The following is a 23,225-nucleotide window of genomic DNA, read 5'->3' as shown; positions in this document are numbered from 1 at the left end:
TGTGGACCGCTTATTGACACCGACCGAAACGGGGATGTGACCGCATGGCCGCTGGAGGCTTCTGCAAGCTGCCGAACGGCGCGGTCGTGGTGGCACTGAACCTGCCCTACGACTCCGCCGGGGTGCGGGTCCTGGTGCACGCCCAGAACCGCGCCCGAGCCCTGACCAGGCTCCGCAACCTGGGGCTGCGCGCCATCTACCTGCGGGGGAACGCCGCGCCCCCGACGCCGGACGAGATCACGGCGGTGCTGCACCACCCGGACGGCCTGATATGGCGCACGGCACCGGCCGGCAACGGTGTCATGGTGAACGAGCTGTGGCACCCGATCAGGGCGCTCCTTCGCAGGTCGGCGGTGGTGCGGTAGGCGCGCTGCGCTAGCCGCTCACCACCGGCTTGCCGATGAGCTCGACCCCCGCCTCCCGCAGCTCCTCCAGCGCCCGCTCCGTCGTCTCCGGGGCGACCCCCGCCGTGAGGTCCAGCAGCACCTGGGTGCGGAAGCCCTCCCTGGCGGCGTCCAGGGCGGTGGCCCGCACGCAGTGGTCGGTGGCGATGCCGACCACGTCCACCTCGTCGATGCGGCGGGCGCGGAGCCAGTCGGCCAGCGGGACGCCGTTCTCCTCCTTGCCCTCGAAGCCGCTGTAGGCGGCCGAGTACTCGCCCTTGGAGAAGACCGCGTCGACCGCGCCGGAGGCGACGGCGGGGGCGAAGTTGGGGTGGAAGCCCACCCCCTCCGTGCCCGCGACGCAGTGCGCGGGCCAGGAGTGGACGAAGTCGGGATTGTCGGCGAAGTGGCCGCCGGGCGCGATGTGGTGGTCCCGGGTCGCCACCACATGGCGGTATCCGGAGCCCGCCGCCTGGCCGATCAGCTCGGTCACGGCGGCGGCCACGTCCGCACCCCCGGCCACCGCGAGGCTGCCTCCCTCGCAGAAGTCGTTCTGCACGTCTACGACGATCAAGGCGCGGCGCATGGTGGGTGTCCTTCGACTGTGAATGGAGTAACTGAGCCTAGAGAGTTACGGGCCCGTACGGGAGAGGGCGTCGGACGCGGAGCGGGCGGCGGTCCCGTTCTGGCTACCCGGGTCCCCTCGGCCGTACTCCGCCCTCAGACGTGCTCCGCCCTCGGACATACCCCGCCCTCAGAGGTACTCGGTGGGAAGGACGGGTTCCCCCCGGGAGAGCTGGGTCGCGGACAGCGGCAGGTTCGCGCGGGCGGCCCGGTGCCGGTCCCGGGGCACGTCCAGCGGCTCGCGGGCGACGACGTCCCCGCCCTTGACCAGCTGGACCAGCAGCTGCCGGTCGGTGAGCTCCGCCGGCACCGGCCCGGTGCCCACGACCTCCGCCTCCGCGACCCCGTCCTCGTCCAGCCGGCGCGCCGCCCACTTGCGGCCGCCGATGGAGGTCTTGCCGCCGCTGGACTTCTTCGCGACCGGCACCAGCGGCGCCCCGGGGTCGCCGGACTCGGCGCGCGCGACCAGCTTGTAGACCATGGAGCAGGTCGGGTGCCCGGAGCCGGTGACCAGCTGGGTGCCGACGCCGTACGCGTCCACGGGGGCGGCGGCGAGCGAGGCGATCGCGTACTCGTCCAGGTCGGAGGTGACGACGATCTTCGTGTTCGTGGCGCCCAGCTCGTCCAGCTGCTGCCGGACCCGGTGCGCGACGAGCAGCAGGTCGCCGGAGTCGATGCGGACGGCGCCCAGCTCGGGGCCGGCCACCTCCACCGCCGTGCGGACGGCCTCGGCGACGTCGTAGGTGTCCACGAGCAGGGTGGTGCCCCGGCCGAGGCTGTCGACCTGGGCCCGGAAGGCGTCCCGCTCGCGGTCGTGCAGCAGGGTGAAGGCGTGCGCGGAGGTGCCGACGGTCGGGATGCCGTAGCGGAAGCCGGCGGCCAGGTCCGAGGTGGTGGCGAAGCCGCCGACGTACGCGGCGCGCGCGGCGGCGACCGCGGACAGCTCGTGGGTGCGGCGGGCGCCCATCTCGATCAGCGGGCGGTCCCCGGCGGCGGAGGCCATCCGGGAGGCCGCGGCGGCGATCGCGGAGTCGTGGGTGAGGATGGAGAGGATCACCGTCTCCAGCAGCACGCACTCGGCGAAGGAACCCTCGACGCGCATGATCGGCGAGCCGGGGAAGTACACCTCGCCCTCCGGGTAGCCCCAGATGTCACCGCTGAAGCGGTAGCCCGCCAGCCACGCCAGGGTCTCCTCGTCGACGATCTTCCGCTCGCGCAGGAAGCCGAGGACGCCCTCGTCGAAGCGGAAGTTCTCCACCGCGTCCAGGACGCGCCCGGTGCCCGCCACGACGCCGTAGCGGCGTCCTTCCGGCAGCCGCCGGGAGAAGACCTCGAACACGCTGCGCCGCTCGGCGGTACCGCCCTTCAAAGCGGCCTGCAGCATCGTCAGCTCGTACTGGTCCGTGAAGAGCGCCGTCGAGGGAACGTTCACCGGCAGCCCAAGGTCCGCTGTGTTCATAGGACTGGATCGTACTCCCTTTTCGTCGGTGTGACGATTTCCGGCCTCCGTGGCAGCATGGGCTGTGTGACGTCACCCGCGCCCGTAGAGATCGAACGCCCCGAGTCGGCGGAGGAGGTCTTCGCCGTACCCGAGCCCGACGTCCCCTGGGTCACCATCGTGCACAACGACCCGGTCAACCTCATGAGCTATGTGACGTACGTCTTCCAGACGTACTTCGGCTACTCCAAGGACAAGGCCACCAAGCTCATGCTCGACGTCCACCACAAGGGCCGGGCCGTCGTCTCCAGCGGGACGCGCGAGGAGATGGAGCGCGACGTGCAGGCGATGCACGGCTACGGTCTGTGGGCCACCCTCCAGCAGGACCGGAAATGACCCGACCCCGTCCGCAGGACCGGAAGTAGCGAACTCACTTACATGCCCGGACACTTCGAACCGCTCCCCGGCGGCGGCGCGGCCGTCGCGCTCGACGCCGTCGAGATCTCGATCATCCGCTCGCTGGCCGTCCAGCTGCTGGAGCTCATCGGCCCCGGCCCCGGCGCGGACAGCCCGGAGGACCCGCTCGCGGAGCTGTTCGCCGACGGTCCGAGCGAACCGCCTGCCGACCCGGTGCTCCACAGGCTCTTCCCGGACGCCTACAGCGACCCGGAGGAGGCGCCGGCCTCGCCCGCCGAGGCCGAGGAGCGGCGAGCCCACTCCGCCGAGTTCCGCCGCTACACCGAGAACGACCTGCGGGCCGGCAAGCGGGACAACGCGCTCGCCGTGATCCGCGCCCTGGACGCGCTCGCCCCGGTGGACGAGAGCGGCGCGGTGCTGAAGCTGACGCCCCAGGACTCCCAGCGGTGGCTCGGCGCCCTGAACGACCTGCGCCTCGCGATCGGCATCCGGCTGGAGATCACCGACGAGGACGACACCGAGCTGCTCTACCGGCTCCCGGACGAGGATCCGCGCAAGCCGATGGTGATGGCGTACCTGTGGCTCGGCGGGCTCCAGGAAACCCTCGTCCACACGCTGATGCCGTAAGCCGTGATGTCGTAAACCGGGCATTTTACGGTGCACGAGTGTTCGCTCAGCGGACGCTCAAATCCGGATAACGATCCCGTCACCGTTGCGGCCTGGTTTGCCCGTTCAGCGCACCATCTGTCCGCTTCTCCCTGTGGCCTGCGCCACAATCGAGCCCTGTGATCATTGTTGCGGCCGTGATAAATCTTCACGATCGCCCGGCCGACACCACCCATGTCAGGCCGGGTGCGCCACCGAGCCGACGACCGTCGGCCAGGCAACAGCTCCAGCAATCCGGGGGGATCGAAACCCGATCCGAGGCCGAGGTGAGGCCCGGGTCGGCATGGAGAAAGGCGCACCAAAAATGACCTCAGCGCAGGTCGACCAGCATCGCGACGGCACGCAGGCCGCGGCGGCCGACAGCGAGGGCGGCGAGGGATACCAGCGCGGGCTCGGGGCCCGGCAGATCCAGATGATCGCCATCGGCGGTGCCATCGGCACCGGCCTGTTCCTCGGCGCGGGCAAGGGCATTTCCAAGGCCGGGCCGAGCCTGATCCTGGCCTACGCGGTCGCGGGCCTCGTCATCTTCCTGATCATGCGGGCGCTCGGCGAACTGCTGATGTACCGCCCGGTGTCGGGCTCGTTCTCCGAGTACGCGCGCGAGTTCATCGGCCCCTTCGCCGGCTTCGTCACCGGCTGGACGTACTGGCTGTTCTGGGTGGTCACCGGCATCACCGAGGTCACGGCCGCGGCCGCCTACATGACGTACTGGTTCGACATCCCGCAGTGGGTCTCGGCGCTGATCTTCACGGTCGTGCTGTACGGCGCCAACCTGATCTCCGTGAAGCTCTTCGGCGAGCTGGAGTTCTGGTTCTCCATGGTCAAGGTCACCGCGATCGTCGGCATGATCCTGATCTGCGCCGGCATCCTGACCATCGGCTTCTCCGACGCCGGCGACACCGCGTCCGTGAGCCACCTGTGGAGCGACGGCGGCTTCTTCCCGCACGGCGTCGGCAGCACCCTGATGACCCTGCAGATGGTCATGTTCGCCTTCCTCGCCGTCGAGCTGGTCGGCGTCACCGCGGGCGAGTCCAAGGACCCCAAGACGGTGCTGCCGAAGGCGATCAACACCGTGCCGTGGCGCATCGCCGTGTTCTACGTCGGCGCGCTGATCATGATCCTGTCGGTCGTGCCGTGGACCAACTTCCATCCCGGCGTCAGCCCCTTCGTGGCCGCATTCCAGAAGATGGGCCTCGCCGCCGGCGCCGGCATCGTGAACTTCGTCGTGCTCACCGCCGCGCTGTCCTCCTGCAACTCCGGCATGTACTCCACCGGCCGCATGCTGCGCGACCTGGCGCTCAACAGCCAGGGCCCGAAGTTCTTCACCAAGCTGACGCGCAGCGGCACCCCGCTGGTCGGCACCACGTTCTCCGCGGCGCTGATGCTGGTCGGCGTCTGGATCAACTACCAGTGGCCGGGCAAGGCGTTCGACTACGTCGTCTCCTTCGCGACCATCTCCGGCATGTGGGCCTGGATCGTCATCCTGCTCTGCCAGCTCCGCTACCGGGCCAGGGCCGACCGCGGGGAGCTGCCGCAGAGCGAGTTCCGCGCGCCGGGAGCGCCGTACACGAGCCTCTTCGCGCTGGCCTTCATCTTCATGGTGATCGTACTGATGGGTATCGACAAGGACGCCCGGGTGTCGCTTTACTGTGCTCCGCTGTGGGCCGCGATCCTCGGCGTCTCCTACTGGGTGCTCCGGCGCCGCAACCCGGACGCCGCGGCCTTCAAGAAGCGCTGACCCTCTCCGAGGACGTCCAGCCGCACGGGGCTCTCGTGGCGCCCCGTTCGCGGCTGCCGCTCAGGACGTCCGCCATGTGGGCCGTTCCGTACCACCTCTCGGTACGGAACGGCCCCCTTGCTTATCCTGACCATCATGCTGACCATCACCCAGGCCCTCGTCGACCAGATCGTCGCCCACGCGCGCAAGGACCACCCCGACGAGGCGTGCGGCGTCGTGGCGGGCCCGGCGGGCTCCGACCGGCCCGAGCGCTTCGTCCCCATGCTGAACGCGGCGATGTCCCCGACCTTCTACGAGTTCGACTCGGGCGACCTGCTCCGGCTCTACCGCGACATGGACGACCGCGACGAGGAGCCGGTGGTGATCTACCACTCCCACACCGCCACCGAGGCCTACCCCTCGCGCACCGACATCTCCTACGCCAACGAGCCCGGCGCCCACTACGTCCTGGTCTCCACCCGCGACACCGACGACCTCGGCGACTTCCAGTTCCGCTCCTTCCGGATCGTGGACGGCGAGGTCACCGAGGAGGAGGTCAGGGTGGTGGAGGCGTACTAGTCTCGCCGCTCGGACGGAAATCGTCCGGCATGCGGGATCACACTCCGGGATCCGGACCGGGAATCGATACGATGAGCCCATGGTTCTTACCGACGTGAGCGACAAGGCGCCGGGCACGCTGCTCGTGGCGCGGCTGCACGTCGACCTGTGCAGGCTGAACAGCGCCATCTGTTGATCCACCCCGCTGCGCCCGTCCGGCCGTGAGCCGCGGCGCGGCCCCGCCGCGCGCCTGACCGAACCGACGACACCTTCCGACAGGAGCCCTGAGCCATGGCCATCGAGGTCCGCATCCCGACCATCCTCCGCACCTACACCGACGGTCAGAAGGCGGTGGAGGGCACCGGGAACACCCTCGCCGAGCTGTTCGCCGACCTCGAGACCCGGCACGCGGGCATCCAGGACCGCATCGTGGACGAGGGCAAGCTGCGCCGCTTCGTCAACGTGTACCTGAACGACGAGGACGTGCGCTTCATCGACGGCATCGACACCAAGCTGTCGGACGGGGACACCGTGACGATCCTGCCGGCCGTGGCCGGCGGCATGGCCTGATCCGGCATGAGGTACGACTCTCCGCTCGCCGCGGTGGGCAACACCCCCCTGGTGCGCCTGCCGCGCCTGTCGCCGTCCCCCGACGTCCGCATCTGGGCCAAGCTGGAGGACCGCAACCCGACGGGCTCGGTCAAGGACCGTCCCGCGCTGCACATGATCGAGCAGGCGGAGAAGGACGGCCGGCTCACCCCGGGCTGCACGATCCTGGAGCCCACCTCCGGCAACACCGGCATCTCCCTCGCCATGGCGGCCAAGCTCAAGGGCTACCGCATGGTGTGCGTGATGCCGGAGAACACCTCGCAGGAGCGCCGGGACCTGCTCGGCATGTGGGGCGCCGAGATCATCTCCTCCCCGGCCGCGGGCGGCTCCAACACCGCGGTGCGCGTGGCCAAGGAGCTGGCCGCCGAGCACCCCGACTGGGTGATGCTGTACCAGTACGGCAACCCGGACAACGCGGGCGCCCACTACGCCACCACCGGCCCCGAGATCCTCGCCGACCTGCCCTCGATCACCCACTTCGTCGCGGGCCTCGGCACCACCGGCACCCTGATGGGCGTCGGCCGCTATCTGCGCGAGCACCGGCCGGGCGTGCAGATCGTCGCGGCCGAACCGCGCTACGACGACCTGGTCTACGGCCTGCGCAACCTCGACGAGGGCTTCGTGCCCGAGCTGTACGACGCCTCGGTGCTCACCACCCGCTACTCGGTCGGCTCGGCCGACGCGGTCACCCGCACCCGTGAACTCCTCCAGCAGGAGGGCATCTTCGCGGGCGTCTCGACCGGCGCCGCCCTGCACGCGGCGATCGGCGTGGGCCGCAAGGCGGTCAAGGCGGGTCAGTCCGCCGACATCGTCTTCATCGTGGCCGACGGAGGCTGGAAGTACCTGTCCACCGGCGTCTACACCGCGGCCACCACCGAGGAGGCCATCGAGACGCTGCAGGGCCAGCTCTGGGCGTAGCCCGGCGGCGCGCACCCTCCAAGCACGGCCCAGCCCCCTCTTATGAGGGGGCTAAGCCATTCCTATGGCAGGGCAAAGAATTCCTTGGGGTACTGCCGGTAGCACCCGGGTCGAGGCTACGTTCCTCCCGCACCTGACATGTCACGCTCACCCGGCGCCAGGTCAGGTGTCTGTGAGTGTCATGCTCATGACTGCGTGGTTCGCCGCCGCTTCACGCGCGTCACGGGCCTGCCAATCCAGTGCGAAACCCCACGTCAACCGGAGGCAGCACCCCATGCGTGAGTCACGCCCGAGCAGGCGGAGACGGAGTCTGCGAAGACTGGTCGCCGTCGCGTTCCCCGCCCTCGCCCTCACCGTCGCCGGTCTCGTCGCGGCCCCCACGGCCGGAGCACAGACCGCTGTCGGACACCCCCACACCACCAAGGTCACGCAGAACGCCACAGCGCTGACCGACCCCGCGCGGCAGACCTTCCACGCGACCGGCAAGGCCGGCCAGAAGGTGCCGACCGAGCACCTGTGCGGCAAGCCCTCGCCGGGCCACGCGGCCTGCTTCGCCCAGCGCCGCACCGACATCAGGCAGCGGCTCGCCTCGGCGGTCGCCGCCGCCGCGCCGTCCGGCCTCTCCCCGGCCAACCTGCACAGCGCCTACAACCTGCCCACCACGGCCGGTTCGGGCATGACGGTCGCCATCGTCGACGCCTACAACGACCCCAACGCCGAGTCGGACCTGGCGACGTACCGCTCCACCTACGGCCTGTCCGCCTGCACCAAGGCCAACGGCTGCTTCAAGCAGGTCAGCCAGACCGGCTCCACCACCCAGCTGCCGACGAACGACAGCGGCTGGGCCGGTGAGGAGATGCTCGACGTCGACATGGTCAGCGCGGTCTGCCCGAACTGCAGCATCATCCTGGTCGAGGCCAACTCCGCCAACGACACCGACCTCGGCATCGCCGAGAACGAGGCGGTCTCCCTCGGCGCCAAGTTCGTCTCCAACAGCTGGGGCGGCTCCGAGGCGTCCTCGCAGACCACCGAGGACACCCAGTACTTCAAGCACCCGGGCGTCGCGATCACCGTCTCCGCGGGTGACTCCGGCTACGGCGCCGAGTACCCGGCGACCTCCCAGTACGTGACCGCCGTCGGCGGCACCGCGCTCACCACCGCCTCCAACTCCCGTGGCTGGAGCGAGTCGGTGTGGAACACCAGCTCCACCGAGGGCACCGGCTCCGGCTGCTCGGCCTACGACCCCAAGCCGAGCTGGCAGACCGACACCGGCTGCTCCAAGCGCATGGAGGCCGACGTCTCCGCGGTCGCCGACCCGGCCACCGGCGTGGCGGTCTACGACACCTACGGCGGCTCCGGCTGGGCGGTCTACGGCGGCACCAGCGCCTCCGCCCCGATCATCGCCGGCGTCTACGCCCTCGCGGGCACCCCGGGCTCGACCGACTACCCGGCGAAGTACCCGTACGCCCACACCGGCAACCTGTACGACGTGACCAGCGGCTCCAACGGCTCCTGCTCCACCTCGTACTTCTGCACCGCCCGCACCGGCTACGACGGCCCGACCGGCTGGGGCACCCCGAACGGCACCGCCGCCTTCACCGCCGGCTCCAGCACCGGCAACACGGTGACCGTCACCAACCCCGGCAGCCAGTCCACCACCACCGGCAGCGCGGTCAGCCTGCAGATCCACGCCAGCGACAGCGCGGGCGCGGCCCTCACCTACAGCGCCTCCGGCCTGCCCACCGGGCTGTCCATCAACAGCTCCACCGGCCTGATCTCCGGCACGGCGTCCACCGCGGGCACCTACCAGGTCACGGTCACCGCGAAGGACTCCACCGGCGCCTCCGGCTCGACGTCCTTCACCTGGACGGTCGGCTCCTCCGGCGGCACCTGCTCCTCCTCCCAGCTGCTGGCCAACCCCGGCTTCGAGTCCGGCAACACCGGCTGGACCGCGTCCAGCGGCGTCATCACCAACGACACCGGTGAGGCGGCCCACGGCGGCTCGTACTACGCCTGGCTCGACGGCTACGGCTCCTCGCACACCGACACCCTGTCCCAGTCGGTGACGATCCCGGCCGGCTGCAAGGCCACGCTCACCTTCTATCTGCACATCGACACCGCCGAGACCGGCAGCACCGCGTACGACAAGCTCACGGTCACCGCCGGTTCGACCACGCTGGCGACGTACTCGAACGTGAACGCCAACTCGGGTTACGCGCAGAAGACCTTCGACCTGTCCTCGCTGGCGGGCCAGACGGTCACCCTGAAGTTCAACGGCGTGGAGGACTCCTCGCTGCAGACCAGCTTCGTCGTGGACGACACCGCCCTGACGACCAGCTGACCTGCCCGCCGAACAGGTGATCCCGCACGCGGAGGCCGTCCGCGTGCGGGATCCTTTTCGCGCCCGGGTACGTCTCATCCGCACCACCGGCCGCCCCTCACGGCCACGGCAGAAAGGCGAACCCCATGCGGCGTACGACGACCACCCTCGCCCTCTCGGCGGCAGCGCTGCTCCTCGCCGGATGCGGCTCCTCGCACAGCGGCAAGGACGACTCGAGCGCCGGCAGGGTCTCGCCCTCGCCCTCCGCACCGGCCACCCGCGGCTGCGCCCCCCTGGTGCTGCTCAAGGCCGCCGACGGCGGCCGTACCGTGTGCGTGGCCAAGGGCGGCGAGGTCCGCCTCACCCTGGACGGCACCAAGTCCCGCCCCTGGAAGCCGGTGACGGCCCACGGCAGCGTGCTGCAGGGCATCAACGCGGGCTTCGTCATCCAGCCGGGCCAGGCCTCGGCCGCCTACCGTGCGGTCGCCGCCGGCACCGAGAAACTCACGTCCTCCCGCCCGCTGTGCGCCGAGCCGACGGCGCCGGGCCAGGTGTCCTGCAAGGGGATCCAGGAGTGGACGGTCACGGTGAACGTGAAGTGATCAGCCGGCCAGGTGCCGTACCTGGTCCCACAGGACGGGGTCGACCACGCCCACCCGGCGGCGGAAGTCGCCCACCGGCACCTCGCGCAGCTCGTCGGTCTCCACGAAGCTGGGACGGCCGCGGGCGTCGCCGACCGCGCCGGGCGGCAGCGGGATCACCCCGGCCCGTTCGTCGTGGTACTTGCTGGTGATCTTGGCGACCGTGGCCCGGTTCCCGCGCACCGCCAGCACCAGACAGGGCCGGTCCTTGTTCCCGGCGCGGTCCTCGTAGGGCACGTCCGCCCACCATATGTCGCCGGGGGCCGGCCGGGCGGCCCGGCCCTCACGCGTGCCCGCGCGGCCCAGCGCACCGAGGCGCCGGCCGGCGTACCGGCGGCCGCGTCCCCAGCCGTCGACGAGCGTGGCGACCAGCGCGAGCAGTACCACCGCCGCGAGCGCCAGCCACCAGGACGTGTCCATACGACGACGTTACCGGCGCACGCCAAGGATTGCGCGCCCTCTGCGGAACCTTGTGCGCCCCTGGTCCAGCCGAACCGGTGACAGCACAGGTGAGTTCGCCCACAACGGCCCCTGGTGGAGGAGCGACCCGTGCTTTTGCGCCTTACGCTCGACGGACCGCACGACCCCCGTTTCCCGCCCTTGTGATCTTTTCCGCCAACGGAGGTTTCTGCTTCATGAAGCTCACCGTCGTCGGCTGCTCGGGGTCGTTCCCGTCCGCGGAATCGGCCTGCTCGAGCTACCTCGTCGAGGCCGACGGCTTCCGGCTGCTTCTCGACATGGGCAACGGCGCCCTGGGCGAGCTGCAGCGCCACTGCGGTCTCTACGACCTCGACGCGATCTTCCTCAGTCATCTGCACGCCGATCACTGCATCGACATGCTGGGCTATTTCGTCGCGCGCTACTACCGCCACGACGGCGGCCGCTGCGACCCGATCCCGGTCTACGGCCCCGAGGGCACCGAGCACCGCCTGACGACGGCCTACGCCGACACGCCCTCCGCCTCCTCCATGAGCGAGGTCTTCGACTTCCACACCGTCAAGCCGTCCACGTTCGAGCTGGGGCCGTTCACCGTGCACACCGAGCGGGTCCGTCATCCGGTGGAGGCGTACGCCATCCGGATCGAGCACGGCGGGCGGTCGCTGACGTACTCCGGCGACACGGGGGTCACCGAGGCGCTGGACCAGCTGGCCCGGGACACCGACCTGTTCCTGTGCGAGGCCGCGTTCACGCACGGCAAGGAGGACATCCCCGACCTGCATCTCAACGGCCGCCAGGCGGGCGAGACGGCGGCGCGGGCCGGCGCCCGGCGGCTGGTCCTCACCCACATCCCGCCGTGGACGGACCCCGGCATCAACCTCCGTGACGCACGCGAGGTGTTCGCGGGGCCGGTGGAGCTGGCCGCGCCCCGGGCGACGTACGAGATCTGAGACGCGCAGCGCGAAGGCCCCGGAACCGTGTCGGTTCCGGGGCCTTCGCGTGTGCCGCGCGGGCCGGGCTCACGCCTTGGTCAGGTCCTCGATCTCCTCCTCGGGCTCGCGGCCCGGGGTGGGGAGGTCGAACTTGGTGATGGCGAACCGGAAGACGGTGTAGTAGATCACGCCGAAGACCAGACCGATCGGGATGATCAGCCAGGGCTTGGTCGCCAGGTTCCAGTTGAGCGCGTAGTCGATGAAGCCCGCGGAGAAGGTGAAGCCCGCGTGGACGCCGAGCGCCCAGGTGATCGCCATGGACAGCGCCGTCAGCACCGCGTGGATCGCGTACAGCAGCGGCGCGATGAACATGAAGGAGAACTCGATGGGCTCGGTGACGCCGGTGACGAACGAGGTCAGCGCGAGGGAGACCATCATGCCGAGGACGGCCTTGCGGCGCTCGGGACGGGCGCAGTGCGCGATGGCGAGCGCGGCGGCCGGCAGACCGAACATCATGATCGGGAAGAAGCCGGACATGAACATACCGGCGTGCGGGTCACCGGCGAAGAACCGGTTGAGGTCACCGTGCACGACCTGGCCGGCGGCATTCTTGTAGTCGCCGATCTGGAACCAGGAGACGGTGTTGACGAACTGGTGCATGCCGACCGGGATCAGCGCGCGGTTGACCAGACCGAACAGACCCGCGCCGAACGCGCCGAGACCGGTGATCCACTCGCCGGCGTTGGAGATGCCCTCGCCGATCGGCTTCCAGACCAGCCCGAAGAAGACGCCCATGGCGGTGCCGACGAAGGCCATGATGATCGGCACCAGCCGGCGGCCGTTGAAGAAGCCGAGCCAGTCCACCAGCTTCTTGCGGTGGTAGCGCTGCCAGAGCACGGCGGCCAGCAGACCCATCAGGATGCCGCCGAGGACACCGGGGTTGTTGTACGTCGCGGCTATGTCCGCGCCCTTGGTGACCTTGGCCTCGGTGACCGGGAACGCCTTGAGTACATTGCTGTAGACGAGGAAGCCGACCAGGGCGGCCAGCGCCGTCGAGCCGTCCGCCTTCTTGGCGAAGCCGATCGCGACGCCGATGCAGAACAGCATCGGCAGATTGTCGAAGATCGCGCCACCTGCCGTGGCGAACACCGCCGTGACCTTGTCGGGCAGGTTCAGCTTGTCATGGATGTCCTGCTGGCCCAGGCGCAGCAGGATGCCCGCCGCCGGCAGCACGGCGATGGGGAGCTGCAGGCTGCGGCCGACCTTCTGCAGGCCCTGGAACAGGCCGGATCCCCGCTTCTTCGCGGGGGCCGCCGTCGCGGTGGCGGTGCTCATGATGGGTTCCTCCATCGGGTGGTGGTCTACACCACTCAGTGGTGTAGACCTGTTGTAGCACGATGAAGGCCGGATAAGGAACCGCGAAATCCGCGACGAAATCGCTACGCGCCGTGCCGGTGTGCCAGGGCCTCACGCCCTGGTGATGTCCTCGACCTCGTCCTCCGGCTCACGGCCCGGCGTCTTCAGGTCGAACGTCGTGATCGCGAACCGGAAGACCGCGTAGTAGACGACCGCGAAGCACAGGCCGATCGGGATGATCGCCCACGGTTTCGTCGCCAGGTTCCAGTTGATCACATAGTCGATCAGGCCCGCCGAGAAGCTGAAGCCGTCATGCACCCCGAGCGCCCAGGTCACCGCCATCGACACCCCGGTGAGCACGGCGTGGACGGCGTACAGCAGGGGAGCGATGAAGAGGAAGGAGTACTCGATCGGCTCGGTGATGCCGGTGACGAACGACGTCAGCGCCACCGACAGCATCAGCCCGCCGACCTCCTTGCGGCGGTGCGGCCTGGCGCAGTGCGTGATCGCCAGCGCGGCCGCGGGCAGCGCGAACATCATGATCGGGAAGAAGCCCGAGGTGAACTGGCCGGCGTGCGGGTCGCCCGCGAGGAACATGTTGATGTCGCCGTGCACCACCGTGCCGTCCGGCTTGGTGTAGCTGCCGAACTGGAACCAGACGGGCACGTTCAGGAACTGGTGCAGGCCCACCACGAGCAGCGCCCGGTTGGCTAGACCGAACACGCCCGCGCCCCACGCCCCGATGGACCGCAGCCAGTGGCCGAAGCTCTCCAGCGCACCGCCGATCGGCGGCCAGATCCACAGGCACAGTGCCGCGAACGCGATCGCCACGAACGCCATGACGATCGGCACCAGCCGCCGGCCGTTGAAGAAGCCCAGCCAGTCCACCAGCCGGGTGCGATGGAACCGCGCCCAGAAGAAGGCGGCCAGCAGTCCGATGACGATGCCGCCGAACACGCCCGGGTTCTGGAAGGTGAACGGCGTCACCGACCCCACGCCGGCCCCGGCGCTCACCTGGCAGCCGACCTGCGGGATCGCCTTCGACCCGCCGGGGCAGGCCTCCGGGAACTGGTGCAGCACCCCGTAATAGACGAGGAAGCCCGCCACCGCCGCGAGCGCGGTGGAACCGTCCGCCTTCCTCGCCATGCCGATCGCCACGCCCACGCAGAACAGCAGCGGAAGCCCGAGGGAGCCGTCGAGCAGGGCACCGCCCGCGCCCGTCATGACCTTGGAGACGGCCGTCCAGCCCAGCCCCTGGTCCCCGAACACGTCCGGCTGGCCCAGCCGGTTGAGGATGCCCGCCGCCGGCAGCACCGCGATCGGCAGCTGCAGACTGCGGCCCATCTTCTGCAGGCCCTGGAACAGGCGGTTCCAGTGCTCCCGCGCCGGACGGGCCGTGCTGTCGGCGGGCGCGCTCCCGGCACTCATGGCGTCCTCCCGGCACTCGACTCGCACGCGGTTTGGCGACCGTACCCCCTGTGGTGTAGACCAGTCGGCGGACGGTTCCGCTGTCGTGATCGCCATCATTCGGCACGTACGGCATGACCGCTCGCGAAGATGGGCCAACTGTGGGTTACTACGACCAAGCGGTTCGGATCAGGGAGAAGGAACATGGCCAGCAAGGCTGAGAAGATCGTCGCCGGCCTCGGCGGTATCGACAACATCGAGGAGATCGAGGGCTGCATCACCCGGCTGCGCACCGAGGTGTCCGACCCCTCCCTGGTCGACGAGGCCGCCCTGAAGGCCGCCGGCGCCCACGGCGTCGTCAAGATGGGCACCGCCGTCCAGGTCGTCATCGGCACCGACGCCGACCCCATCGCCGCGGAGATCGAAGACATGATGTGAGCCGCACCGGCTCACGTGCCGGTTCACGCACCGGTTCACTCCGGAAGGGGCTTCTCCCGACGCGGGAGGAGCCCCTCGCGCGCGAACGGCTAGGCTCCTGGCCATGTCTCGCATCGACGGCCGTACTCCCGAACAGCTCCGACCGGTCACCATCGAACGCGGCTGGAGCAAGCACGCCGAGGGCTCCGTCCTCGTCTCCTTCGGCGACACCAAGGTGTTCTGCACCGCCTCCGTGACCGAGGGCGTCCCGCGCTGGCGCAAGGGCAGCGGCGAGGGCTGGGTCACCGCCGAGTACGCCATGCTGCCGCGCGCCACCAACACCCGCGGCGACCGCGAGTCCGTCAAGGGCAAGATCGGCGGCCGTACCCACGAGATCTCCCGGCTCATCGGCCGCTCCCTGCGCGCCGTCATCGACTACAAGGCGCTCGGCGAGAACACCATCGTCCTCGACTGCGACGTCCTCCAGGCCGACGGCGGCACCCGTACGGCGGCCATCACCGGCGCGTACGTCGCGCTCGCCGACGCCGTCGCCTGGGCCCAGGGCCGGAAGCTGATCAAGGCCGGCCGGCAGCCGCTCACCGGAACCGTCTCCGCGGTCTCCGTCGGCATCGTCGGCGGCGTCCCGCTGCTCGACCTGTGCTACGAGGAGGACGTGCGCGCCGAGACCGACATGAACGTCGTCTGCACCGGCGACGGCCGCTTCGTCGAGGTCCAGGGCACCGCCGAGGCCGCCCCCTTCGCCCGCGCGGAGCTCGACGCCCTGCTCGACCTCGCCGTCGGCGGCTGCGCCGAACTCGCCGCCCACCAGCGGGCGGCGCTCGAGGCCACGCTCGCGCCCGCGAAGTAAGCGGACGCAAGCGGAAGTAAACGGCAGACCAAGAGAACCAGGGTGCGCGGGCAACCCCCGCGCCCTCCTCGGCGTCCTAGCAACGGACAGCCCACCAGGGGAGGGGAACACCGCCATGGCCGTCAGTCCGTGCCGACGCCGACGCCGTCTCACCGCAGCCGCCGCGGTGGCGCTCGCCGCGCTCGCCGCCGGCCTCACCACCGGCTGCGACAGCGTGGACAAGGCCCTGGACTGCGTGCAGACCGCCGACGCCATCGCCGACAGCGTCACCAGCCTGCAGCAGGCCGTGGAGAACGCCGCGAACGACCCCACCCAGGCGGACACCGCCCTGAACTCCATCGAAACCGACCTCGGCAAGATCGGCGACAAGACCGGCAGCGCCGACGTCGACAAGGCGGTCGACGACCTGAGGAAGGCCGTGGGCAACGTCCGTACGGCCCTCAGGAACGGGGACCGCACACCGGACGTCAGCCCGGTCACGGACGCGGCCGGCGAACTGACCAAGGTGTGCACGAAGTAGCCCCCAGCAGGACGCGGGGCTGTGCGGCTCCGCTGCGACAACGGCGAGGGTCCGGACGACGCCCTGGTCCCGGCGTCGCGCCGGACAGGCGGCTCGGCCGCGAAGCGGGCAGGATCCCGCCGCGGGCCGATCGGCGCCGCGAAGTGGCCGGGGGCCGAGCGGCGGTGGGCACTCGGCGGGCGCGGCCGGCCGTGGGGGATCCCGGTCGGCGGCGCCGTGCTCAGTGGCCCCGGCTCAGTGGCCCCGGTGCCGTGCTCAGTGCCCCCGGCGTCGTTCGCGCTCCTCGCGGCGGGCCCGGTGCAGTTCGTGGCGGGACTCCCTGCGCTCCAGCCTCTCCTGGCGGCGCTGCTCCTTCAGGGCGAGGCGTTCGGCGCGGGTGAGCTTGCGTTCCACCGCGACCCCGCCCCAGAAGGCGAACCCGCCGATCACCACGCGCGGAGCGCCCGGCTCGGGCGGGCCGGTGTCCCGCGGGTGGTCGAAGCCGCCCATGATGCCGATGCCGCGCACCACGACCTCGACCCCGGGCGGCACGATCACCTGCACCCCGCCCATGACCGCCACGCAGTTGATGACGACCTCGCGGTCCGCGAAGTCCGCCTCCCGCAGGTCGATCTCGCCGCCGCCCATGAGGGCGAAACAGGTGAACTGCCGCGGCACCGTCCAGCGGCCCTTGCGCTGGAACCCCGACATGACGGCGACCGCACCCGTCGAGGACCCCTCGCCCCCCACGATCCGGCCGGCCCAACCCCCGCCGCCCACCGGCTCCTTGGTGAAGGACACCGGAGCGGGAGCCGGTGCGCCGCCCGCCGGCAGGTCACGCGTGAGCGGCGCCAGCTCGCCGTACGTACGCGCCTTGTACGCCGCGTCCAGCCGCTCCTCGAACTCCCCCATGTCCAGCCGGCCCTCGGCCAGAGCGTCCCGCAGGACCTCGGCGACCCGCTCACGGTCGGCGTCGGACGCCCTCAGGTCCGGGACTGCGTCGTCGGTCATGACAGCAGCCTACGAGACCGCCTTCTCCGCGTACATCTTGGCGATGACGGCCTCGATGTCCGGCTCCCGCACCGACAGGTCCACCAGCGGATACTGCGCCGCGAGATACGCCACCAGCGGCGCCGCCGACTGCCCCGCCGGGAACGCCAGCCACTGCCGCGGCCCCTCCACCCGCACCACCCGCGCCGACGGCGCCTCCACGGGCGGCAACTCCCGCTCCAGGTCCACCACCAGCGTCCGCTCGCTCTCCCCGGCCTCGTGCAGCCCCGCGAGCGGGCCGTCGTACATCAGCCGGCCGTGGTCGATCACCATCACCCGCGAGCACAACTGCTCGATGTCCTGAAGGTCGTGGGTGGTCAGCAGCACCGTCGTGCCCCGCTCGGCGTTCAACTCCCGTAGGAAGCCCCGCACCTTCGCCTTCGACACCACGTCCAGGCCGATCGTCGGCTCGTCCAGGTACAGCACCTCCGGGTCGTGCAGCAGCGCCGCCGCGATGTCCCCGCGCATCCGCTGCCCCAGCGACAGCTGCCGCACCGGCACGTCCAACAGGGCGGCCAGGTCCAGCAGTTCCACGCACCGGTCCAGGTTCTCCCGGTAACGCGCCTCGGGGATCCGGTACATGCGGTGCGCCAGCCGGTAGGAGTCGATCAGCGGCAGGTCCCACCACAGCGTCGTACGCTGCCCGAACACCACCCCGATCCGGTGCGCCAGCCGCCGCCGCTCCCGCGCCGGGTCGATCCCCGCCACCCGCAGCCGGCCCGCGCTCGGCGTGAGGATCCCCGTCAGCATCTTGATCGTGGTCGACTTCCCGGCGCCGTTCGGCCCGATGTACCCGACCATCTCCCCGCGCCCCACGGTGAACGACAGCGAGTCCACCGCCCGCACCTCGCGCCGCTCCCGTTTCAGGAACCCGGTCTTCCTGCGCACGGAGAACACCTTCTCCACCCGCTCCAGTGCGATGAAGTCATCCACGCCTAACTCCCTGTGCTCCGGTACGAACGAAGTCCCGCCCGCCAGGCCAGCCCCGCCAGCGCGCAGCAGCCCACCGCCACCGGCGGCGGAGCGAACGCCGTCCACGCGGGCAGCCCCAGCGGATACGACCGCCCCAGCACATAGGTGGCGGGCAGCCAGTTGACGAAGGCCAGCGGCAGCACGAACGTCACCCCGCGCACCAGCTCCTTCGCGAACACCGTCGGCGGATACTGCAGCAGCGTCGTCCCGCCGTAGGTGAAGGCGTTCTGCACCTCCGACGCGTCCGACGCCAGGAACTGGAACGCCGCGCCCGCCACGAACACCGCGCAGAAGATCCCGCAGCCGCTCACCAGCATCACCGGCATCAGCAGCAGCTTCAGCGGCGTCCAGTCGATGTCCAGCCGCACCAGCGCCCACCCCAGCACCAGCAGCCCCTGCGTCACCCGGCCCAGCCGCCGCAGCGCGAACTGGTCCGCGGCCACCTGCGCCAGCACCGGCGCCGGACGCACCAGCAGCGTGTCCAGCGTGCCGTCGCGCACCCGGCGCCCCAGCCGCTCCATCGACCCGATCACCAGGTCGGCCAGACCGAACGCCGTCCCCGACAGGCCGTAGAGGAACGCCACCTCCGGCAGCGACCAGCCGCCGAGCGCGTCCACCCGGGAGAACATCAGCAGGATCGCGACGAAGTCGAAGAACGTCGTCGCGAAGCTGCCGAACGTGGTCATCGCGAACGAGGCGCGATACGCCATCGTCGACCGGATCCACATCCCGGCGATCAGAAGATAGGCCCGCACACCCTCACGGACCCGCCCCGCCTCAGCCACCCTGGACCACCACCCGCCGCGTCGCCGCCGACTGCACCAGCCGCCCGGCGCCCAGCAGCACCACCGCCCACGTGCCCTGGAACACATACGTGCCCAGCGGATCACCGTGCCCGAGCAGGATCTCCGCCGGCGCCTGCAGCAGCGACGACCACGGCAGGGCCCGTACGACCTCGCCCAGCGCCCCCGGGAAGACGTTCAGCGGCAGCAGCATCCCCGAACAGAAGTAGCCGACCAGCCAGGACATCTGCGTCACACCCATGCCGTCCAGCAGCCAGAACGCGCTCAGCGCCACCAGGTACCGGATGCCGAACCCGACGATCATCGCCAGCAGCACGGAGACGAGGAAGGCGGCCCAGGTGCCCACGTCCCTCGGCAGGTACACCGGGAAGCACAGCGCGCCGAAGACGAACGGCACCAGGCCCCGCCCCAGCAGCTGGAAGAACGCCCGCCCCAGATCGGTGGCCAGCCACCACAGCTGAAGGTCGGCGGGCCGGTACAGGTCGATCGCCACGTCACCCGTGCGGATGCGCTCCATCAGCTCGCCCTCGACGCCGCCGCCGCCGATCGCGAGCGTCGACAGGAACGCCTGCCCCAGCCACACATAGGTCACGACCTGCGCCTGGTCCCAGCCGCCGAGGTGCGGCCGCTCGTCCCACAGGGCCCGATACGTGTACACGAGGATCAGGCCGAAGACCGTGTTCGTGAAGACCCCTGCCGCAGTGGCGGTCCGATACGTCGCGTACCGTCTGAATCCCCCCGCCGCGACGGCCACGTACAACCGTCCCGCGCCCACGCCAGTCCACCTCCCGGGACCGCTCGACACCGAAGCGCAGGAGCCTAGCCCCCGGGCCCGGCGGCCGGCCACGCAATTTCGTGCCCGAAGCGTGCTCGAATCCGGGAACGGAACGCCAGGTGCGAGAGTCTTCAGACTGGGGGCGCAGAAGCGTACGAGGCGTACGGGAACGTACGACGCGAAACAGGAGTCCGTGCACGACATGAGCGACGAGCCGCAGCCGCAGCAGCCGACCGAGGGCGTGCCGCCGAGAAAGCCGCTGCCGGCTGAAGGGCCCGGTGACGCCGGGGACCGTAAGACGGCCGGCACCACCGCCGGCCCGACCCGGCCGGAGGTCACCACCGAACCCGCGACCCCGGAGGAACCGAGCAGCGAGACGGAACCGGAGACGCCGCGTACCTCGGCGGGGGCCGGCGGGTCCGCCGGTGGTTCCGGTCGCGCAGACGCCGGTGAGTCCCGCGCGGCCGCGTCGGGCGACACCGGGTCCGAGGCGTCCGAACCGTCCCGCACGGGCTCCGGTAAGGCGCAGGTGCCGGCGGCGCGTGACGGCTCCGGGGACGCGCGTGTGCCGGCGGAGCGTGACGGCTCCGGGGAGGCTCGGTCGGCCGAGAGCACGCAGGTGCTCCGGCGGGTCACCGCGCCCGGCGACCGGAAGGACCGGTCCGGCAAGGCGGCCGGGGCTGCCCAGGGGACCGGTGAGGCGGGGACGCCCGAGACCACCCAGGTCCTGCGGCGCGTCACCGCGCCCCGGACAGCCGCACCGGGCGCCCCCGGCACGACACCGTCCGCCTCCGCGTCCGGCGCCCCCAACGCCACCGGCGGTACCCCTCGTAACACCGGCCCCGGCACCGCCCGCCCGGCCGCCGGTGCGGACCGCGCCGCCCGGGCCGCCGGGGCGCTCGGCGCCGCCGGTCCGGCCGCCGGTTCCGCCGGTCAGGCATCCCAGGCGGGCCCCGCGGGCGCGGGCGGCCCCGCCGGAGCGGCCGCCCGCGGCACCGCCCCCTCCACGCCGGACGACGAAGCCGGGACCGCACTCCTCGCCGCCGCCCCCGGCGACGGGCAGCCCGCCGCGGGCAACGGGAAGAAGCCGAAGCGGCCCAAGCGGACCGGATGGCGGCGGATCATCCCCACCTGGCGCATGGTGCTCGGCACCTTCGTGACCGGGGTGCTCCTGCTGATCGGACTGTTCTTCCTCGGCTACTCCCTGGTGAAGATCCCGCCCGCCAACGCCATCGCCACCAAGCAGGCCAACATCTACCTGTACGCCGACGGCTCCCAGATCGCCCGCGACACCCGCGACAGCCAGGTCAACCGGGAGAACGTCAGTCTCGCCCAGGTCTCCAAGGACGCCCAGCACGCCGTGCTCGCCGCCGAGGACCGCGACTTCTACAGCGAGTCCGCCGTCGACCCCAAGGCGATGGTGCGCGCCGCCTGGAACACCGCGACCGGCAAGGGCACGCAGTCCGGCTCGACGATCACCCAGCAGTACGTGAAGAACTACTACCTCGGCCAGGAGCAGACGCTCACCCGCAAGGCCAAGGAGTTCTTCATCGCGATCAAGCTGGACCGCACCAAGAGCAAGGACGAGATCCTCGAGGGCTACCTCAACACCAGCTTCTTCGGCCGCAACGCCTACGGCATCCAGGCCGCCGCGCAGGCCTACTACGGCGTGGACGCCCGGGACCTGGACCCGGCCCGCGCCGCCTACCTCGCCGCGCTCGTCAACGCGCCCAGCGAGTACGACGTCGTCGCGCACCCCGAGAACAAGGCCGCGGCCGTCGCCCGCTGGAACTACGTCCTGGACGGCATGGTGAAGAAGGGCTGGCTGAGCGAGTCCGAGCGGGCCGGCATGAAGTTCCCGATGCCCAAGGAGCAGACGCTCTCCACCGGCATGTCCGGACAGCGCGGCTACCTCGTCGACGCGGTCAAGCACTACCTGACCACCCAGCACATCCTCACCGACGACCAGCTCTCGGCCGGCGGCTACCGCATCACCACCACCATCCAGAAGGACAAGCAGAACGCCTTCGTCAAGGCGGTGGACGACCAGCTGATCTCCAAGCTGGACAAGAAGAACAACAAGGTCGACACCTACGTCCGGGCCGGCGGCGCCTCCGTGGACCCGAAGACCGGCAAGGTCGTCGCCATGTACGGCGGCATCGACTACGTCAAGCAGTACACCAACGGCGCCACCCGCGGTGACTTCCAGGTCGGCTCCACCTTCAAGCCGTTCGTGTTCACCTCCGCGGTGCAGAACGGCTCGACCACGCAGGACGGCCGCCCCATCACCCCGAACACCATGTACGACGGCACCAACGAGCGCCCCGTGCAGGGCTGGAGCGGCGGCGCCTACGCCCCGCAGAACGAGGACCAGAAGTCGTACGGCCAGATCACCGTCACCAAGGCGACCGACCTGTCCGTCAACGCCGTCTACGCGCAGATGGCCGTCGACGTCGGCCCCGCCAAGGTCAAGCAGACCGCGATCGACCTCGGCGTGCCCGCCGACACCCCGGACCTCCAGCCGTACCCGTCGATCGCCCTCGGCACCGCCACCGCCAGCGTCCTGGACATGGCGGAGTCCTACGCCACCCTCGCCAACCACGGCCGGCACGGCACGTACACGATGGTCGAGAAGATCACGAAGGACGGCACGGACGAGGTCGAGCTGCCCGACCAGGCGGTCAAGCAGGCCGTCCCCCGCGAGGCCGCCGACACCACCACCTCCATCCTGCAGAGCGTGGTCGACAACGGCACCGCCACCGCCGCCCAGGCCGCGGGCCGCCCGGCGGCCGGCAAGACCGGCACCGCCGAGAACGACACCGCCGCCTGGTTCGCCGGCTACACCCCCGACCTGGCCACGGTCGTCTCCGTCATGGGCCAGGACCCGGTGACCGCCAAGCACGAGCCGCTGTACGGCGCCCTCGGCCTGGACCGCATCAACGGCGGCGGCGCCCCCACCCAGATCTGGGCGCAGTACACGGGGGCCGCGCTCAAGAACCAGCCGGCCTCCGACTTCGACCTCCAGCTGGAGCAGGGCGCCGACCAGCCGCAGCCGTCCGGCTCCGGCAACCCCAGCCAGCCCGCGGCCACCGCCGGGCAGAACAACGGCGGCACCACCGGCACGCCCCCCACCGGCGGTCCGACCACCAGCCCGACCACCGGCGGCACCAGCACGCCCACCACGGGCGGTCCGACCACCACCGGGGGCACCACCAACGGCGGCACCACCGGTGGCGGCACCACGACCGGCACCACCACCGGCGGCACCACCACCGGTACGGACACCACCGGCGGCGGCACGACCGACGGAGGCACCGACGGGGGCGGCACGACCACGGGCGGCGGAACCGACGGCGGTGGTCCGGCAGGCGCCGCCGCCGGCGCGGGGGGCGGCGACCCAGCGGCCTGACGCAGGCG

At 70.9% G+C, this 23,225-nt stretch carries 24 protein-coding genes; 15 read left to right on the top strand and 9 right to left on the bottom strand.

Annotation, left to right across the window (positions count from 1 at the left end):
• The first annotated feature begins 44 nt into the window (after window positions 1-44).
• The gene (locus ACGFZN_RS26700) at window positions 45-365 is read left to right on the top strand and encodes a hypothetical protein (protein WP_393861011.1); all 321 of its coding nucleotides are present in this window, start codon (window positions 45-47) and stop codon (window positions 363-365) included.
• A 10-nt stretch (window positions 366-375) separates the two neighbouring features.
• Here the strand turns inward: ACGFZN_RS26700 and ACGFZN_RS26695 are convergent, their stop codons facing one another.
• Both ACGFZN_RS26695 and ACGFZN_RS26690 read right to left on the bottom strand, forming a co-directional pair.
• Window positions 376-969, bottom strand: a complete 594-nt coding sequence (locus tag ACGFZN_RS26695) for an isochorismatase family protein (protein WP_393861010.1) — start codon at window positions 967-969, stop codon at window positions 376-378.
• 168 nt (window positions 970-1,137) lie between these two features.
• Window positions 1,138-2,466 (bottom strand): nicotinate phosphoribosyltransferase, encoded by a 1,329-nt coding sequence (locus ACGFZN_RS26690; RefSeq protein ID WP_393861009.1) that lies wholly within the window; start codon window positions 2,464-2,466, stop codon window positions 1,138-1,140.
• 57 nt (window positions 2,467-2,523) lie between these two features.
• Between ACGFZN_RS26690 and clpS the strand changes: the two genes are divergently transcribed.
• From clpS to ACGFZN_RS26645, 9 genes are all read left to right on the top strand, one after another.
• Entirely contained in the window at window positions 2,524-2,841 is a 318-nt protein-coding gene (clpS, locus tag ACGFZN_RS26685; protein WP_393861008.1) for an ATP-dependent Clp protease adapter ClpS, read from the top strand.
• A gap of 42 nt (window positions 2,842-2,883) precedes the next feature.
• On the top strand, window positions 2,884-3,489 hold the full coding sequence (locus tag ACGFZN_RS26680) for a DUF2017 domain-containing protein (RefSeq protein ID WP_393861007.1): 606 nt from the start codon (window positions 2,884-2,886) through the stop codon (window positions 3,487-3,489).
• A 343-nt stretch (window positions 3,490-3,832) separates the two neighbouring features.
• Window positions 3,833-5,266 carry an amino acid permease gene (locus tag ACGFZN_RS26675; RefSeq protein WP_393861006.1) on the top strand — a complete coding sequence of 478 codons (1,434 nt, stop codon included), beginning with the start codon at window positions 3,833-3,835 and terminating at the stop codon, window positions 5,264-5,266.
• A 135-nt stretch (window positions 5,267-5,401) separates the two neighbouring features.
• Window positions 5,402-5,824, top strand: a complete 423-nt coding sequence (locus tag ACGFZN_RS26670; RefSeq protein ID WP_393861005.1) for a Mov34/MPN/PAD-1 family protein — start codon at window positions 5,402-5,404, stop codon at window positions 5,822-5,824.
• 79 nt (window positions 5,825-5,903) lie between these two features.
• The gene (locus ACGFZN_RS26665) at window positions 5,904-5,999 is read left to right on the top strand and encodes a putative leader peptide (RefSeq protein WP_393861004.1); all 96 of its coding nucleotides are present in this window, start codon (window positions 5,904-5,906) and stop codon (window positions 5,997-5,999) included.
• A 95-nt stretch (window positions 6,000-6,094) separates the two neighbouring features.
• A complete protein-coding gene (locus ACGFZN_RS26660) occupies window positions 6,095-6,373 on the top strand; it encodes a MoaD/ThiS family protein (protein ID WP_330339705.1) in 279 nt (92 codons plus the stop codon).
• Between the two features lie 6 nt (window positions 6,374-6,379).
• Entirely contained in the window at window positions 6,380-7,330 is a 951-nt protein-coding gene (locus tag ACGFZN_RS26655; protein WP_393861003.1) for a PLP-dependent cysteine synthase family protein, read from the top strand.
• A 274-nt stretch (window positions 7,331-7,604) separates the two neighbouring features.
• Entirely contained in the window at window positions 7,605-9,671 is a 2,067-nt protein-coding gene (locus ACGFZN_RS26650; RefSeq protein WP_393861002.1) for a putative Ig domain-containing protein, read from the top strand.
• Between the two features lie 125 nt (window positions 9,672-9,796).
• Window positions 9,797-10,252, top strand: coding sequence for a hypothetical protein (locus tag ACGFZN_RS26645; protein ID WP_393861001.1), 456 nt, complete (start codon window positions 9,797-9,799; stop codon window positions 10,250-10,252).
• Here the strand turns inward: ACGFZN_RS26645 and ACGFZN_RS26640 are convergent, their stop codons facing one another.
• Window positions 10,253-10,711: a type II toxin-antitoxin system PemK/MazF family toxin gene (locus ACGFZN_RS26640; protein ID WP_393861000.1), complete on the bottom strand. Its 459-nt coding sequence runs from the start codon at window positions 10,709-10,711 to the stop codon at window positions 10,253-10,255.
• Window positions 10,712-10,926: 215 nt separating this feature from the next.
• Between ACGFZN_RS26640 and ACGFZN_RS26635 the strand changes: the two genes are divergently transcribed.
• A complete protein-coding gene (locus tag ACGFZN_RS26635) occupies window positions 10,927-11,679 on the top strand; it encodes an MBL fold metallo-hydrolase (protein WP_393860999.1) in 753 nt (250 codons plus the stop codon).
• 69 nt (window positions 11,680-11,748) lie between these two features.
• Here the strand turns inward: ACGFZN_RS26635 and ACGFZN_RS26630 are convergent, their stop codons facing one another.
• Together ACGFZN_RS26630 and ACGFZN_RS26625 are read right to left on the bottom strand one after the other, a co-directional pair.
• Window positions 11,749-12,996 carry a PTS transporter subunit EIIC gene (locus ACGFZN_RS26630; RefSeq protein WP_393860998.1) on the bottom strand — a complete coding sequence of 416 codons (1,248 nt, stop codon included), beginning with the start codon at window positions 12,994-12,996 and terminating at the stop codon, window positions 11,749-11,751.
• A 132-nt stretch (window positions 12,997-13,128) separates the two neighbouring features.
• On the bottom strand, window positions 13,129-14,445 hold the full coding sequence (locus tag ACGFZN_RS26625; RefSeq protein ID WP_393860997.1) for a PTS transporter subunit EIIC: 1,317 nt from the start codon (window positions 14,443-14,445) through the stop codon (window positions 13,129-13,131).
• A gap of 183 nt (window positions 14,446-14,628) precedes the next feature.
• On the opposite strand from ACGFZN_RS26625, the gene ACGFZN_RS26620 reads away from it, so the two are divergent.
• From ACGFZN_RS26620 to ACGFZN_RS26610, 3 genes are all read left to right on the top strand, one after another.
• Window positions 14,629-14,862: a PTS glucose/sucrose transporter subunit IIB gene (locus ACGFZN_RS26620; RefSeq protein WP_356309433.1), complete on the top strand. Its 234-nt coding sequence runs from the start codon at window positions 14,629-14,631 to the stop codon at window positions 14,860-14,862.
• Window positions 14,863-14,965: 103 nt separating this feature from the next.
• Window positions 14,966-15,709: a ribonuclease PH gene (rph, locus tag ACGFZN_RS26615; protein ID WP_393860996.1), complete on the top strand. Its 744-nt coding sequence runs from the start codon at window positions 14,966-14,968 to the stop codon at window positions 15,707-15,709.
• Window positions 15,710-15,824: 115 nt separating this feature from the next.
• Window positions 15,825-16,229: a hypothetical protein gene (locus ACGFZN_RS26610; protein WP_393860995.1), complete on the top strand. Its 405-nt coding sequence runs from the start codon at window positions 15,825-15,827 to the stop codon at window positions 16,227-16,229.
• A gap of 255 nt (window positions 16,230-16,484) precedes the next feature.
• On the opposite strand, the gene ACGFZN_RS26605 is transcribed toward ACGFZN_RS26610, so the two are convergent.
• Genes ACGFZN_RS26605 through ACGFZN_RS26590 form a run of 4 tightly spaced genes read right to left on the bottom strand, consistent with a single transcriptional unit; the run spans window position 16,485 to window position 19,808 of the window.
• Complete coding sequence (locus tag ACGFZN_RS26605) at window positions 16,485-17,219, bottom strand: DUF1707 domain-containing protein (RefSeq protein ID WP_393860994.1); 735 nt, start codon at window positions 17,217-17,219, stop codon at window positions 16,485-16,487.
• 9 nt (window positions 17,220-17,228) lie between these two features.
• Complete coding sequence (locus ACGFZN_RS26600; RefSeq protein WP_393861031.1) at window positions 17,229-18,236, bottom strand: ATP-binding cassette domain-containing protein; 1,008 nt, start codon at window positions 18,234-18,236, stop codon at window positions 17,229-17,231.
• The gene (locus tag ACGFZN_RS26595; protein ID WP_393860993.1) at window positions 18,194-19,102 is read right to left on the bottom strand and encodes an ABC transporter permease; all 909 of its coding nucleotides are present in this window, start codon (window positions 19,100-19,102) and stop codon (window positions 18,194-18,196) included. The genes ACGFZN_RS26600 and ACGFZN_RS26595 overlap by 43 nt, the downstream gene beginning before the upstream one ends.
• Complete coding sequence (locus tag ACGFZN_RS26590; RefSeq protein WP_393860992.1) at window positions 19,008-19,808, bottom strand: ABC transporter permease; 801 nt, start codon at window positions 19,806-19,808, stop codon at window positions 19,008-19,010. Before ACGFZN_RS26590 ends, ACGFZN_RS26595 begins: the two co-directional genes overlap by 95 nt.
• Window positions 19,809-20,427: 619 nt before the next feature.
• Between ACGFZN_RS26590 and ACGFZN_RS26585 the strand changes: the two genes are divergently transcribed.
• Complete coding sequence (locus ACGFZN_RS26585) at window positions 20,428-23,217, top strand: transglycosylase domain-containing protein (protein ID WP_393861030.1); 2,790 nt, start codon at window positions 20,428-20,430, stop codon at window positions 23,215-23,217.
• The last annotated feature ends 8 nt before the right edge of the window (window positions 23,218-23,225 follow it).

The sequence above is a fragment of the Streptomyces sp. NPDC048192 genome (assembly GCF_043202415.1).
In the GTDB taxonomy this organism is placed as follows: domain Bacteria; phylum Actinomycetota; class Actinomycetes; order Streptomycetales; family Streptomycetaceae; genus Streptomyces.
This window is presented reverse-complemented; position numbering and strand designations above follow the sequence as displayed.

Excerpts from the sequence above, each read along its gene's own strand:
- ACGFZN_RS26700 (WP_393861011.1), top strand. The coding sequence starts at position 45 with ATGGCCGCTGGAGGCTTCTGCAAGCTGCCGAACGGCGCGGTCGTGGTG.
- ACGFZN_RS26695 (WP_393861010.1), bottom strand. The coding sequence starts at position 969 with ATGCGCCGCGCCTTGATCGTCGTAGACGTGCAGAACGACTTCTGCGAG.
- ACGFZN_RS26690 (WP_393861009.1), bottom strand. The coding sequence starts at position 2,466 with ATGAACACAGCGGACCTTGGGCTGCCGGTGAACGTTCCCTCGACGGCG.
- clpS (WP_393861008.1), top strand. The coding sequence starts at position 2,524 with ATGGGCTGTGTGACGTCACCCGCGCCCGTAGAGATCGAACGCCCCGAG.
- ACGFZN_RS26680 (WP_393861007.1), top strand. The coding sequence starts at position 2,884 with ATGCCCGGACACTTCGAACCGCTCCCCGGCGGCGGCGCGGCCGTCGCG.
- ACGFZN_RS26675 (WP_393861006.1), top strand. The coding sequence starts at position 3,833 with ATGACCTCAGCGCAGGTCGACCAGCATCGCGACGGCACGCAGGCCGCG.
- ACGFZN_RS26670 (WP_393861005.1), top strand. The coding sequence starts at position 5,402 with ATGCTGACCATCACCCAGGCCCTCGTCGACCAGATCGTCGCCCACGCG.
- ACGFZN_RS26665 (WP_393861004.1), top strand. The coding sequence starts at position 5,904 with ATGGTTCTTACCGACGTGAGCGACAAGGCGCCGGGCACGCTGCTCGTG.
- ACGFZN_RS26660 (WP_330339705.1), top strand. The coding sequence starts at position 6,095 with ATGGCCATCGAGGTCCGCATCCCGACCATCCTCCGCACCTACACCGAC.
- ACGFZN_RS26655 (WP_393861003.1), top strand. The coding sequence starts at position 6,380 with ATGAGGTACGACTCTCCGCTCGCCGCGGTGGGCAACACCCCCCTGGTG.
- ACGFZN_RS26650 (WP_393861002.1), top strand. The coding sequence starts at position 7,605 with ATGCGTGAGTCACGCCCGAGCAGGCGGAGACGGAGTCTGCGAAGACTG.
- ACGFZN_RS26645 (WP_393861001.1), top strand. The coding sequence starts at position 9,797 with ATGCGGCGTACGACGACCACCCTCGCCCTCTCGGCGGCAGCGCTGCTC.
- ACGFZN_RS26640 (WP_393861000.1), bottom strand. The coding sequence starts at position 10,711 with ATGGACACGTCCTGGTGGCTGGCGCTCGCGGCGGTGGTACTGCTCGCG.
- ACGFZN_RS26635 (WP_393860999.1), top strand. The coding sequence starts at position 10,927 with ATGAAGCTCACCGTCGTCGGCTGCTCGGGGTCGTTCCCGTCCGCGGAA.
- ACGFZN_RS26630 (WP_393860998.1), bottom strand. The coding sequence starts at position 12,996 with ATGAGCACCGCCACCGCGACGGCGGCCCCCGCGAAGAAGCGGGGATCC.
- ACGFZN_RS26625 (WP_393860997.1), bottom strand. The coding sequence starts at position 14,445 with ATGAGTGCCGGGAGCGCGCCCGCCGACAGCACGGCCCGTCCGGCGCGG.
- ACGFZN_RS26620 (WP_356309433.1), top strand. The coding sequence starts at position 14,629 with ATGGCCAGCAAGGCTGAGAAGATCGTCGCCGGCCTCGGCGGTATCGAC.
- rph (WP_393860996.1), top strand. The coding sequence starts at position 14,966 with ATGTCTCGCATCGACGGCCGTACTCCCGAACAGCTCCGACCGGTCACC.
- ACGFZN_RS26610 (WP_393860995.1), top strand. The coding sequence starts at position 15,825 with ATGGCCGTCAGTCCGTGCCGACGCCGACGCCGTCTCACCGCAGCCGCC.
- ACGFZN_RS26605 (WP_393860994.1), bottom strand. The coding sequence starts at position 17,219 with ATGACCGACGACGCAGTCCCGGACCTGAGGGCGTCCGACGCCGACCGT.
- ACGFZN_RS26595 (WP_393860993.1), bottom strand. The coding sequence starts at position 19,102 with ATGTGTTCCAGGGCACGTGGGCGGTGGTGCTGCTGGGCGCCGGGCGGC.